Below are 13,263 nucleotides of genomic sequence, written 5' to 3'. Positions count from 1 at the left end.
ATAACTTAATTATTTAATTTAAATCCAAGATGTTAGTATCCTGGATGCGAATGGCACGGGCTATATGCCTATCATATCTCACCCGGACACGGTCTTCCGTAATGGTAATCTGTTCCCATTCAATCTAACGCAGCAGTTCTGCTATGCCTTCAATACAGAAACCCGCAGCGTATAGCCTGCGGGTTTGAGGAGAACACTCATAAGAATGCTCCCGGCTAGGTTTGGTATAGAACCGTTTAGAGACGTCACGCGAATGCCAATATGATCAAATGTCAGGTCAGAAAAGTTCATTATTGGCCCTCGTTTCCAGGCCAACCACGGTTTTCTGGAATGGAACAAATCGCTCCAGACTTTCTACTCAAGGCAGCCAAACAGCAATCACGTTATATTCGGACAAATCGACATCGCCCGCCTCTTCCTCGAGGGGATCAACGTGAGCGTATAATGATCCAAAGCACAATGCCTTTCGCTCTACCCAAAACGCAGAGCGAAAGTCCATCACCCCGAACCGTTAATCAGCAGTTGCTCGGTTCCTTTAGGTGACCAAGTTTCTTTTTATCGGTATTTTTGCCACTGGCATGTCGCCCATTTCAATGTGCATTAGAACAATTCTCCAGAATGAGAATTGTCATGGGAGCTAAACGGGGAGTATTTTCCTATTATTGGCTAGGAAGGGAGGGGTATATAAAGTTTACTCCCATTCGACCGAAAGCGCTTTTCACAGTATTAGCCAACAAGGTGCAGGTTGTAAGTGGTCCAACACCATCTGGAACTGCGGTAACCGTATGCGCGACACCTTTGACAGATTTGAGGTCGACATCTCCCACAACACGCCCCTCATCCGGGCAATAGCTGATCCCGATATCGACGAGGCAACTCTCTGGCTTGATCCAGTCCGCAGTGACCAATCTGGCTTTTCCTACCGCTGAAAAGAGGACATCTGCTTTCTTGCAATGTGATGTGATGTCCTGTGTGTCGATGTGAACGACGGAAACCGTTGCACCACGATCCAAGAGCAGCATGGTAAGCGGGCGCCCAACAACGGGTGAACTGCCAACGATGACACAGTCTTTTCCGCGTAAATCGCCGACGAGATGCTCTGCGGCCATCAAGGCACCTGTTGCCGTGCAGGGTTGAAAGCCTAGAGTTCCACTCATAATCCTTCCAAGATTGAGCGGATGCAGACAGTCGACATCTTTCTCTGCAGGAAGAGCCTCAATAACAGTTTGGCGGGAGATTCCCTCCGGAAGTGGAAACAGAACCAGAATTCCGTCTATCTGTTTGTCAGCGCCGAGCTCTCTGACCGTTTGACAAAAATTTCTCTCATTTTGTCCCGCAACGTCAACAACCCGTAGGTTTGTTCCGGCTTGTTCCGCCAGCAAGCCAATGCGACGCAAATAGGCTGAGGGTCCTGCGTCAAAAAAACTGGTGACCACGGCGAGAGTGGGCGTATGGTCCAAATTTTTCTGTTGCGAAAAGATCTGTGCCTTGAGGCTGGCCAAATAGTTTTGGGCGAGCTCGGAGGTATGTAGGATGGCTGTCATTTGTAGGCCTCACAGGGCGCTGACGAGATATGTCGCGCATCTTTGAAGGTGGGGAACAAGATCTTTCTGGATTTGCGTCAGGGAATAACAGCTGGCGGGAAAGACGATGCTGAGCGCACCAGCAATCTGCCCATCCATATTGAAAGCAGGCACTCCAAGGGCCCGTAGATCGCTGTTTGGGGTCACGTCTTTCAACGCGAAGCCCTGAGATCGAATTTCTGTCAGTCCGTGAGCCACACTGTGCGCTTCCGCGTCAGAGAGGCCAGACGTGATTAAGATGGTCTGTTGTCGATCCTGAGGCAGAAACGCGCAGATGGCCTGACCAGTCGCGGTTCTGGCAAGAGACATGCTGCTCCCAATGGTATGCCCAGACATTTCAGCAGACTTGTCGGCAGGATTATGAAAAACATAGATCGCCTCGTCTGCGTCCAGCAGGGCAAGAGAAATGGACTCCCCAATAACAATGGATTCCGCTCGGAGAACTGGCCCAACAAGATGACCGATGGAGCGGCTCTGCAGAAAGCCAAGACCTAGCTTCAAGGCGCGTGCTGTGAGCCTGTACCGCTGATCAATGCTCCGGACATATCCCAGGGATTCCAACGTTCTGACAAGTCGCCGCGTGGCAGCCCGTGTATGACCGACCAACCGAGCAATGTCGGCAACAGTCATGTCTGTCTGACCATTTTCAAATGCTCTCAGAACTTCAAGACCCTTAACAAATGTCAGGGAAATCTCGGTATCGGGCACAGGCGAGGGTTGATCCATGGACAAATCCGTTCTTGGACAAAAAACTATGCGTAGACGTTACGAATATCATTGCAGGCTGAAAATGATTATGCCTAAAATAATTATAACGAACAAGGGTTCGAATACCGAACTATCTCTTCTGATAGAAGCTGAAAAACAGGAAGCACCGCGTGAAAGTCCACGTCATTTTTGCCCATCCTCTGGAAGATAGCTTCAATGCTGCGCTGTTCAGGCTTGTTAAGCAGACGCTGGAAGCTGAAGGACATGAAGTCGACGCTCTGGACCTGTATCGGGAAAATTTCGATCCTGTACTCAGTCCACAGGATCGTATTGAATACCATGATGTCACCATCAATCAGCATCGCGTGGCAGATTACGTGAAGCGCCTTCAAAGTACGGATGCGCTGATTCTCTGTCATCCCGTATGGAATTTTGGCTGGCCCGCCATTCTCAAGGGATATTTTGATCGGGTTTTCCTGCCGGACGTCTCTTTCAAACTGATAGACGGAAAACTTTCTCCCGGTTTTACAAACATCAAAAAGGTCATGACTGTCACCACTTATGGTTGCCCAAGGCACCGTGCTTTCGTTCTTGGTGATCCGCCAAGGAAGAATGGGACCCGTTTTCTGCGTGCCGTTATGAACCGTCGCGTAAGCGTCGATTACCTGGGGCTTTACAATATGAACAACACCACGTTGAAGGCTCGTCGGACGTTTATGAAAAAAATCGTTCGTCGTCTGAAAGCCATCTGAGACCTTTTCCAACCGGGGAGTAAATGCGGTGACTGCTCGTTTCTTTGACTTGGACGCCCTGGGTCTCACACTTCTAGAAGAAAGCAAGGGCAGGGCCGCAGCATTGATGCAAAAAGGGATTATTCCCTGTCTGGCACTGGTGGAGGTCGGCGATGACCCACAAAGTGCTACATACGTCAGTCGCAAAATCGAGGACTGCAAAAAAGTTGGGATTGCAGTCCAGAAGATTGTTCTGTCCGAAACGATCACGCAGGCTGACCTTTTGGACCAGATCCTGCAGCTTGATAGAGACACATCCATTACCGGAATTTTGGTTCAACTTCCTTTGCCCGCACATTTGAATGAGGGACAGGTTCTTCAGGCGATCAGCGCCGAGAAAGATGTTGATGGTCTTCACCCTGTGAATTTGATGTCTCTGACGACATCAGATCCGTCTGTTATTCCCTGCACTGTGAGGGGGATTGATGCAGTATTGCAGCAGACGGGGCTTGTTCTGGAAGGGGCAAATGTTGCTGTTTTAGGGCGAGGGCGCCTTGTCGGAGGTCCGGCGACACTCTTGCTTTCAGGAAAGAGCAGAAATGCAACCGTTACGTCATTGCATCGTAAGAGTAGAAATTTTAAGGATGTGCTTAGGAATTCCGATGTCATTATAGCAGCAGCGGGTTCAGCGCATCTTGTGATACCTGATATGGTTCGCGCCGGAGCGGTAGTCATTGATGTTGGCATGAGTTGGCCCGAAGGCTCCTTACAAGGCGATGTCCATCCTGCGGTTGCTGAGATTGCGAGCTGGATGACGCCGCCTGATCGAAGTTTTGGCGTGATGACACGCATGATGCTTCTCAAAACCGTTCTGGACCTCGCGGAAAAAAGGATTGCTGCATGACTGTATCGGTCGGCCGAGTGCGTGCGGTGCTCATGAGGGAAAGCTCCATTGAGCTTCTGCCGTCCCGTATTCTGGAGCTTTCGGGTGTTCTGCCCGATCTTGCCGGTGGGTCGAGGGTTTTCGTCACCTGGCTTCCAGGTGTTCCATTTGCAGACGTACTGGCAGCCTGTGACCTGCTAAAGCTATGTGGCTATCTACCTGTTCCTCATGTGGCGGCCCGCTCTATCCGCGATAAAGACCATTTGCAGGACATCTGCACTGCGTTGGGTGAGCGGGATATTCCGCGGATGCTCCTGATCGCAGGGGGAACAGAGAAACCTGCTGGCATCTTCGCGGATACAGTACAGGTTTTGGAAACAGAGATCCCTGTTCGCAAGGGCATTCGCACTGTCTACGTTGCGGGGCATCCTGAAGGGCACCCGCAAGCCTCCGAGGCAACATTGCTGGAGTATATGCGCCGCAAACAGGATCTTGCACGGGCGCAGGGTTTGAATATGCAGATCGTAACGCAGTTCTGCTTTGATGCTGCTCCAGTCCTTGCTTGGGAGAAACGGCTAAGGGAAGAGGGCATTACACTGCCAATCAACCTGGGAGTTTACGGGCTGACAACGCCAAAAACGTTGGTGCGGTATGGTCTGGCCTGTGGTGTTGGGCAATCTTTGCGTTTCATGCAGCGTCAACGTTGGAAACTTCATCGCTGGTTTATGCCGTGTAATCCGCTGCCTCTTGTGGATGCCGTTGCCCAAGAAGTTGCCGAAACACCTAACACCAATTTCCGCGGACTACACTTTTACCCGTTTGGAGCGATTGCGCGCACGCTGGAGTGGCGTCGTACACTTTCTCTCAGCACTGGAGACCATTCATGACAAAAAAACTGTCGGGCCTGACATGTGCGGCGGGTGCGCTTCTATTGGGGCTTGGAGGGTGTTCAACATCACCGCATGCGTCCTCTTCAAATCTCCCGGTTGATGACCGGTACGGTGACGGGGGCGTGAGTGCCTTTTACAGGGCCACTTCAGCTACTCCGCCAATACCGGGACAGCTGATACAGCATGAAGAAATGGATCCGACCAAACTCCCTCAAGGAGCCAGTCATGGGGTCAGGATCCTGTACTCTGCCAATAATGGGATGAAAAAAGGCGATCTCGTAACGGTTTCAGGGCAGGTCCTTTTCCCAAAAGGTCAACCGCCAGCCGGGGGATGGCCTGTTGTCGCCTGGGAACATGGAACAACGGGAATTGCGGATGTCTGCGCTCCATCATGGCGCGGCTATTCGAGCCGGGATAAGGCTTACCTCTCACGTTGGCTGTCTGAGGGGTTTGTTGTTGTCGCGACCGATTATCAAGGTTTAGGGACACCGGGACCGCATCCATATCTGTTTTATCGCCCCGAAGGGTACAGTGTTCTGGACGGGCTACGAGCTTCCCTCAAAGGTTTTCCCGACGAGATCCGGAACTGGATTGTGCTCGTTGGGCAGTCTCAAGGCTCTGGCGCAGCGCTGGGAGCAGCGTGGCTGGCCCCCTCATATGCTGCTGAGTTGAATATTCATGGTGTGGTTGCAACGGGTCTCGTGACGGGCTTTGCTGTGCCGCCCGGAGCCAGACATGCTCCCATCCCCGAAGTCTATACAGATGCTAGCAAAATGGATTCCGCATTTGCCATGCTTCGGGTCGAAGGTTCTGATCAATCTTTACAGCCCGAAACAGACAGTCATACGGTCATGACAAGCGCGGGGCACCACATGTCCCAGATTGCCCGACATGCGTGCCTTCATGATCTTTTCGACAAGGCGGATCAGTTAAAAGTGCAGAGTAGTGCACTGTTCAACGAGAAGCTTTCTGCTTTTGAAGCAGGCCATGATGCAGCATTCACGATCCCGAACGCGAAGATCAGCTTTCCCGTTTTTGCCGGGACAGGTCTGGCCGATGATGAGGCCGGGGTGAACGGGCAGTATAACGCTGTGGCAGCCATGTGCGATGCAGGAACGCATGTCTTCTGGAAGCGCTATCCGGGCATGACCCATAATGGTGCAGTCAATGTGTCTCTCAAGGACTCCGTTCCCTTTGTGAAGAGACTTCTGGCTGGCCAAAAGCCTCAGCAGAACTGCGCTTCAATCAAGCCTCCCGGACCTGTAGAGGCAGCCCTTCCGAATGTTCCATGGAATAACTAAGCCGACTGAATAGCCCTTAGCCGGACCCGTGGCCGGCCTTTTCAAGGATACAAGACCATGCAGACCACGAGCGACAGATCAGGCTATCATCTCTTTCTTGTTCTGGTGATTTACGTTTATTCGGCAGTATCCATGGCCGTTGTCGGACTGGTGGTTCCGTTTATCAGTGCGATCGCGGAAGCCCGACATGTTTCTCCGGGACCTGTTGGCACCAGTTTGTCTTTCTTTTCGGTGCCTGCAGCCTTCACATCTTTCTTGTTCGGCATGGTGGTCGACCGTATTGGCGTAAAGCGCGCTTTTCCAATTTCCGTTGTCCTTACGTTGATTGGTGACAGTCTCCTCCTATCAACATCCACGTTATGGAGCCTGCGGATTGGGCTTATGCTGTGTGGGTGCGGGTTTGCGTTTGCGACAGCGGGTTCTCCGGTGTTGTTCATGCGCTATTTGCCGGAAAAAAGTCGCTCCAAAGCTTTGGCATTCTGGTCCACTTTTGCGCCGGCCGGTTATTCAGCCGGTCTTCTTCTCGCCATTCCTTTTTTGAATGGCGGGCGCTGGCAGGCAGCCTGCACAGCTCATATGGCGCTAATGGTAGTTATTCTTGCTGTTGGAGTTCTGACACTCTCTGGCTTGAAAGAGCCGCCGGTTGTCTTGACTGAAAGCGGTCCGGCCAAGCGACTGTCACCTTGGCTGGTCACGGCTCTCGGGCTGTCAGTAACGCTCCCAAATGGGATTGCTTACGGAACCAGTTTGATCGCGCCATCCTACCTTGCGCGCGTTCACCATGTGAGTTTGGCTGCGTCTGCCGCAGAAGTCGCAATCATCAAAATTGTCGTAATGCTGGCTGGTGGGCTGATTGTCAGTCTGTGTGTCGGAACGGAGCGTCGTTCCCGGGTGATGTTCTGCATCATGGCGGCTATCGGCATGCTTGCCCAATGGCTGTTGCTTTTCCCGGGAAGCACGATGCTGGTCGCGTCTGCCGGGCTATTTCTTTGGACATTCGCCTATAGCGGCCTGAGTGGTGCAGGGATGTCTTTACTGCCGGTGGTTGCGACGGACAGGAAGACCCGCGGGGTTGTCGCAGGCACCGTCGGTCAGTTCATTTCCGTCTCGGCAGTTCTGATGCCTTATCTTTACTTCTCGACAACGCTCTGGACCAGTTATGCGCTGTTTGCGTTCTGCGCCCTAGGAATGGGTTGCCTGACAATTTTCCAGGTCAGGCAACATAAGGCGCTAGCTTGATATTTAAAGGGCAGCACCAGTTTCTGGGGTGCTGCCTTTCGATTCAGTCGCCGCAAAATTAGCCTTCAGGCGCTCCAGAAGGTAGTTCTGGGCAGATATCGGAGCATATTTCTTCTCGGGGCCCTGAATGATTGCATCCCGATTGGCTTGGCAGAAAAAGGGAATGGAGAGGCGCTCACCGAGATATTCGCCCGGTTGTGGCATACGAACACGATGAAGCGTGGACAGCAGCATGTCGTCGCTCCACCGCATCAGCATGTCGCCAATATTGCAGGTCACATATCCTAAGAGGGGTTCAACGTCGGTCCATGCCCCGCTCTTTGCATCCTTCCCAGGGCAAACCTGAAGGCCACCTTCGCCTGTTCGCTGATGAAGAAGTGTCAGGCAATCAAAATCCGAATGGGCGCCTGCACGCCAGCGTTTGAAGTCCTCCGGTTTAGCATTCTCCATGCTCATATAATGAATGAGACGCAGGGTGCACTGGTAGTCAGGAGAGGACGGATTGTGCAGTTCGGTGAAGAACTTTTCGTCAAATCCGAGTTTGATGGCAAAGCAGGACAGGATCTTCATACCCAGAAGCCAGTTCTGGTGCTCGAAGTGAGACAGGAATTTCTTGAAGTCCGGCGCGTCATGCTCTGTTGGCCATAGAGCCGCCATTCTGGGAAGAGTGATCTGAAATGATTCTTTATGGTCAGGTGTGCCTGTTGAAGGCCGTACCTGTTCCTGAAATTCCCATCCAGCGTTCGTACCCGGTTTTAGGGGAAGGCGGGCTTTTGCCTCTTTGGGGAGGGCAAAGAAGGCCGTTGCCAATGAGAACGCTCGATCTATGTCGTTCTGCGGAATACCGTGATTATAAACCTGAAAAAATCCGATTTCCGTGGCTGCAGACCAAAGTTCGTCGGCAATCTGGTGTTTCCGCTCTTCAAAGGAGGACAGATCGATCCTGGGAATTTGACGGGCGATATTCGTCCCCATTCCGCCAATATGGCGTTCGGTTTCAAGTTCGCTCAGACCTGTCGGGACCATACTCGTTTTCTCCATAAACGTATTGAAGACAACAGAGACGGAACTACGGCATGGGTGAGGGGCTGTGTCGATCAAGAATGGCATATGCCCCCAACCAGAGCCGTAGTCCGGATCTGTTGGAGCAATGCCCAAAGCCTGTAACAAGACTTCGACCGCTTCTACTCTTTTTCAACACAAAACATGGTGGGCATTTGCCTGTCAATTATAAAAGCCGTTCTCATAAAAGCATTCCGATATTCTCAAATAGGCACTTTCATGAAAACCGTTTCGATTCATAAACTGTGACTAAATGAAGAATGGAGAACGCTCCGCATGTCCAGGATGTCTCTCAGTCGTCGGAAAACCGTTTTGGGGTTAGCTGGAAGTCTCGGCGGATTATCCATGCCGCTCATCAGCAGGGCACAAAATGCGGGGACGCCCGCCAAGCTTATAACATCCTGGTATGCACAAGCTGAGTTTGGCGGGTTTTATCAAGCGCTCGCCAAGGGATATTACGCACAGGAAGGATTGGACGTCACGATAGAAGCGGCTAGCCCGCAAATGAATGTTCCTCAGCTTCTCGCTGCCGGCCGTGCAGATTTCATTACTGGCTACGACTTCCAGCTTCTTTCCGCCGTTGCCTCTGGAATTCCTCTTGTTGCTGTGGCCAGTACATTTCAGCACGATCAGCAGGGCCTGATGACGCATGCTGGCGTCAAGGATCTCGCCCAGCTCCGTGACCATCCAATTCTGATAGCAGCGTCTTCGCATGCGACGTTCTGGCCATGGCTCAAAAATCGCTTTGGTTACAGAGAAGAGCAGGCGAGGCCTTATTCGTTCAATCTCCAGCCGTTTTTTCTGGATCCGGAAATGGCCGTTCAGGCTTATGCATCCTCCGAACTGTGGGATGCCAGACAGAAAGGAATGCCGGTCGAGTTTTTCCTGTTCAAGGATCTGGGTTATCCGCCCTATGGCGCCCCTATGGTCACGACTCAGCAGATGGTTGCGACCGATAAGAAAAAGGTAAGCAGCTTTGTGAAAGCGTCTTTGATGGGATGGCGGGATTATTTTCAAAATCCCAATCCGGGGAATGCTCTGATCCTCAAAGCTAACCCCAACATGACGCTGGAGCACTTGGCTTTCGGCTACGCCGGACTGAAAAAAGCAGATGCTTTGTCATCCCCAGATGTCAAAGAGCGAGGTCTTGGCGCGATGACGCTTGCCCGGTGGCAGGCCACACGGGACTTTATGGTCAGCCAAAACCTCTTGCCAGCCGATGCTAACTGGAAAAATGCCTTCACCACAGAATTTGTGGATACTCTCCGGGTGATGCCAGCATGAGCTTACTGATACAGAATATCGGTGGAATTCTGACGGGACTACGCGGCGAAGCTGCCAGACGTGCCGGTGACATTCGCATTCGCGACGGCAGGATCACGGAAATTGGTCATTTGACACCTGGCTCTGGAGAGAAGGTTCTGAACGCCAAGGGAGGAATTGCAACTCCCGGACTTATCAGCACGCATCATCACCTTTTTCAGAGTGTGCTCAAAGCAGTTCCCACGGCCATCAATAAGCCATTGGAACCATGGCTTCGCCTTGTGCCCAACACCTACTGGAACCGCATAGATGAGCGGGCGCTGAATGTGGCGGCCCGGGTTGGAATGGTGGAACTGCTATTGTCGGGCTGCACGACGGTCGCTGATCATCATTACCTGTTTGCAGATATGTATGCATATGATCCGGCTGCCGTTCTGTTTGAAGCCGCTGAAGATCTGGGTCTGCGCTATGTTCTGGCACGTGGAGGCACCACGCGCGCCAGAAAATTCGATACGGACGACATTATTCCAGCGCCGACGGAGACGCTAGATGTGATGATGAAACGTGTCGAAGGGCTTGTCGGCCGGTATCATCAATCTGGCCCGAATGCGAAACGCCGAATTGCTCTGGCCCCTAATACGCCAACCTGGGGAGTCACGCCGGATGAGCTTCGGGAAATGGCTATTGCCGCCCGAAGCATGGGTATTTCGCTACACTCGCATCTGTCTGAAACGGAGAACTATGTTCGGTTCTGTCTGGAAACTTACGGAATGAGGCCCCTTCAGTTTGTTGCCGAGCATGGCTGGGTTGGAGAAGACGTCTGGTTTGCGCATCTGGTTCATCTTGATGAGAGCGAACTGGCGCTCATGGCCCAAACCGGGACCGGTATGGCGCATTGTCCTCAGAGTAACTGCCGCCTTGGGTCAGGTATCGCGCCTGCACCGGCCTTGGACGCTCTGGGCGGGCGCGTATCGCTGGCAGTTGACGGGGCAGCATCTAATGAATCCTGTGACATGGGGGCAGAGATGCATTGTGCGTGGATGATTCATCGCGCAGTTCACGGCGCTGACGCTGTTACGGCTGAGGATGTTATGCGCTGGTCAACATCCGCGGGAGCGCAAATCCTGGGGCTTACCGATGTCGGCCGGGTTGAAGTGGGCGCAGCGGCGGATCTGGTTATTCATGGCCTGGACGCACCCAGATGTGCTGGATTGCATGATCCACTGATTGCTCCTGTCGTGTCAGGCGCCACAACTGTACGTCATGTCCTGATGGATGGTGTGCCCGTGGTAGCGGATGGCGCTATTCCCGGACTGGATCTTGAGGCGTTATTGGCAGAGGCTCGTAACGTTGTTGGTTGTCTTACGCGTGCCTGAGGAATTCTGTGCGAACTCAGCATGGGTACAGTTCAGCGGGACTTCCTGTTAGGGTAGGCCAATCGTTTTGACGCTTTGATTCTTCTGTCTCGACAAGGACCTGCAATGCTCACCTGTGTTGGTTACGCGGCCTCCAGCCCGACATCTCCCTTGGCTCCCTTCGCCTTTGAGCGCCGTGACTGCGGTCCTTTGGACGTGCAGATTGACATTACCCATTGCGGTGTCTGTCACTCTGACATTCATACTGCACGGAGCGAATGGGGACCTGCTTCTTATCCGTGCGTGCCGGGTCATGAGATTATCGGACATGTCAAAGCGGTTGGCCCAGACGTAACACGCTTTAAAGTCGGTGACCGTGTGGGCGTGGGCTGCATGGTGAATTCATGCCGAACCTGCGCGTCCTGCGAGGCTGGTCTGGAGCAGTATTGTGATACCAGTCCAACATGGACATACAACAGCCCCGATCCGGCATTCCCGGCAGAAGGCGCCTACACGTTCGGCGGATATTCGCGCGCTATCGTTGTCGATGAAGGTTTCGTCCTGCGTATTCCTGAAAATCTTGATCCGGCGGCGGCAGCACCATTACTTTGCGCCGGGATCACGACATGGTCTCCGTTGTCTCACTGGAAAATTGGAGCCGGGCATCGTGTTGGTGTTGTCGGGCTTGGTGGACTTGGCCATATGGGGGTCAAATTTGCCGTTGCGCTTGGTGCCGAAGTGACCCTGTTCACAACGTCTCCGAGTAAAGTTGAAGATGGGAAGCGACTTGGCGCACACCGGGTTGTCATTTCCCGCGATGAACAAGCGATGGCTGCCGAGGCTAACCGCTTTGATTTCATTCTTGATGCTGTGTCGGCAGATCATGACATCAATGCCTACCTGTCCCTGCTGAAGCAGGACGGACATATGGTGCTTGTAGGACTGCCGGAAAAGCCGATGTCTGTTGGGGCGTTCAGCCTTGTTGCCAAGCGCCGTAGTCTGGCTGGCTCCGCTATCGGCGGTATTCAGGAAACGCAGGAAATGCTTGATTTCTGCGGTCAGCATAACATCGTCAGTGACGTGGAAATCATTCGGATGGATGAGATCAATCAGGCGTATGAGCGCGTCCTGCGTTCAGACGTCAAATACCGCTTCGTGATCGATATGGCGTCCATGCCAGACAGCATCGCAGGCTGAAACCTTGGAGGGGAGGCGGTAGCAAGAAACTCCCCGCCTCCTTCCTGAGAAGAGTTTTACTTCTGGAGTTTCTACCCAACGGGAAGAAATGATTTTAGAATGAATCATCACGTTGCGACGTGTCGGGCGGAACTGGTTGCCGTCCTGACCACACTCCAGAGCGGAACACCAGAAGTTCTGACCGTTCAGAACGGGGCCTGCTTACCTGCAGGCGCCCTGGAAACGGAACACTCGTCATTGCAGCGTGGTGTGCGCCATTGGGTAGAGGAGCTCACGGGGTTCCGCCTCGGCCATGTTGAGCAACTCTATACGTTCGGGGACTCAGTTCCTGCTGAAACTGAACGGCTCGTGCGTATTTCCTATATGGCCCTGACGCGCGACAGTGGCGATCAGGCGGGATGGAGGGGATGGTATCAGTACTTTCCTTGGGAAGACCGCCGAACTGAAGGAAGTGTTGCCCTCCTCAAGACCATTGAGCGAGCCCTTCTTGAGTGGGCGGCCCATGAGGAGGAAAGGCTCGACCGCTGTAGGGTCACGTTTGGCCTAAATGGAGAAAGCTGGAACGACGAAGCCGTACTTGAGCGTTATGAACTGCTGTGGGAGGCAGGGCTGGTCCAGGAGTCACCTTATTGCAGTGCCGGGCTGGGAGAGCGCCCCATGCTCTGGGATCATCGGCGTATTCTCGCAACGGCGATGTCTCGTTTAAGAGCGAAAATCCGTTACACGCCTGTCGTGTTCGAGCTCGTGCCCGAAGAATTTACGCTTCTTCAACTCCAGCAAGCGATGGAAGCTCTTTCCGGGCGTTTGATGCACAAGCAGAATTTTCGTCGGTTGGTACAAAATCAGGATCTGGTCAGTGAAACCGATCGCTACGAGAGCGGGGTTCAGGGAAGACCTGCGCGGCTTTACAGGTTTCGGAAGGATAATTCTGAAAACTGCTATCTGACAGGGGCCAAGCTTCCACTGGGAACGTTCTCCTGAAAACGTGTTGACCGGCAGGCTTGTGAATACGGTAAGATGCATTATGCTCAATGGGAGCATAATGTTATTA

The 13,263-nt window shown here is 52.8% G+C and carries 12 protein-coding genes; 9 read left to right on the top strand and 3 right to left on the bottom strand.

Going from position 1 to position 13,263, the window contains the following annotated elements; translation table 11 throughout:
- Positions 1–659 precede the first annotated feature (659 nt).
- Complete coding sequence (locus ABF979_RS10480; protein ID WP_415559640.1) at positions 660–1,544, bottom strand: bifunctional 5,10-methylenetetrahydrofolate dehydrogenase/5,10-methenyltetrahydrofolate cyclohydrolase; 885 nt, start codon at positions 1,542–1,544, stop codon at positions 660–662.
- Between the two features lie 9 nt (positions 1,545–1,553).
- The gene (locus tag ABF979_RS10475) at positions 1,554–2,309 is read right to left on the bottom strand and encodes an IclR family transcriptional regulator (RefSeq protein ID WP_415559638.1); all 756 of its coding nucleotides are present in this window, start codon (positions 2,307–2,309) and stop codon (positions 1,554–1,556) included.
- Positions 2,310–2,461: 152 nt separating this feature from the next.
- Here ABF979_RS10475 and ABF979_RS10470 point away from each other — a divergent pair, with 152 nt between their 5' ends.
- From ABF979_RS10470 to ABF979_RS10450, 5 genes are read left to right on the top strand one after another with little or no spacing between them, the layout of a single operon-like run.
- Positions 2,462–3,043, top strand: a complete 582-nt coding sequence (locus tag ABF979_RS10470; protein ID WP_415559636.1) for an NAD(P)H-dependent oxidoreductase — start codon at positions 2,462–2,464, stop codon at positions 3,041–3,043.
- A 28-nt stretch (positions 3,044–3,071) separates the two neighbouring features.
- Positions 3,072–3,926, top strand: a complete 855-nt coding sequence (locus ABF979_RS10465; protein ID WP_415559634.1) for a bifunctional 5,10-methylenetetrahydrofolate dehydrogenase/5,10-methenyltetrahydrofolate cyclohydrolase — start codon at positions 3,072–3,074, stop codon at positions 3,924–3,926.
- Positions 3,923–4,792, top strand: coding sequence for a methylenetetrahydrofolate reductase (locus ABF979_RS10460; protein WP_415559632.1), 870 nt, complete (start codon positions 3,923–3,925; stop codon positions 4,790–4,792). Before ABF979_RS10465 ends, ABF979_RS10460 begins: the two co-directional genes overlap by 4 nt.
- The gene (locus ABF979_RS10455; protein ID WP_202207861.1) at positions 4,789–6,096 is read left to right on the top strand and encodes a lipase family protein; all 1,308 of its coding nucleotides are present in this window, start codon (positions 4,789–4,791) and stop codon (positions 6,094–6,096) included. The genes ABF979_RS10460 and ABF979_RS10455 overlap by 4 nt, the downstream gene beginning before the upstream one ends.
- A 57-nt stretch (positions 6,097–6,153) precedes the next feature.
- Entirely contained in the window at positions 6,154–7,335 is a 1,182-nt protein-coding gene (locus tag ABF979_RS10450) for an MFS transporter (protein WP_415559631.1), read from the top strand.
- A gap of 3 nt (positions 7,336–7,338) precedes the next feature.
- On the opposite strand, the gene ABF979_RS10445 is transcribed toward ABF979_RS10450, so the two are convergent.
- Positions 7,339–8,361 (bottom strand): isopenicillin N synthase family dioxygenase, encoded by a 1,023-nt coding sequence (locus tag ABF979_RS10445; protein WP_415559629.1) that lies wholly within the window; start codon positions 8,359–8,361, stop codon positions 7,339–7,341.
- A gap of 312 nt (positions 8,362–8,673) precedes the next feature.
- Between ABF979_RS10445 and ABF979_RS10440 the strand changes: the two genes are divergently transcribed.
- From ABF979_RS10440 to ABF979_RS10425, 4 genes are all read left to right on the top strand, one after another.
- The gene (locus ABF979_RS10440; protein ID WP_415559627.1) at positions 8,674–9,681 is read left to right on the top strand and encodes an ABC transporter substrate-binding protein; all 1,008 of its coding nucleotides are present in this window, start codon (positions 8,674–8,676) and stop codon (positions 9,679–9,681) included.
- Positions 9,678–11,036: an amidohydrolase family protein gene (locus ABF979_RS10435; protein WP_415559625.1), complete on the top strand. Its 1,359-nt coding sequence runs from the start codon at positions 9,678–9,680 to the stop codon at positions 11,034–11,036. Before ABF979_RS10440 ends, ABF979_RS10435 begins: the two co-directional genes overlap by 4 nt.
- A gap of 105 nt (positions 11,037–11,141) precedes the next feature.
- Entirely contained in the window at positions 11,142–12,212 is a 1,071-nt protein-coding gene (locus ABF979_RS10430; RefSeq protein WP_215768996.1) for an NAD(P)-dependent alcohol dehydrogenase, read from the top strand.
- 99 nt (positions 12,213–12,311) lie between these two features.
- Entirely contained in the window at positions 12,312–13,193 is an 882-nt protein-coding gene (locus ABF979_RS10425) for an NUDIX hydrolase (protein ID WP_415559623.1), read from the top strand.
- Positions 13,194–13,263 lie beyond the last annotated feature (70 nt).

Source organism: Gluconobacter sp., assembly GCF_047723935.1.
Classification (GTDB): Bacteria; Pseudomonadota; Alphaproteobacteria; order Acetobacterales; family Acetobacteraceae; genus Gluconobacter.
This window is presented reverse-complemented; position numbering and strand designations above follow the sequence as displayed.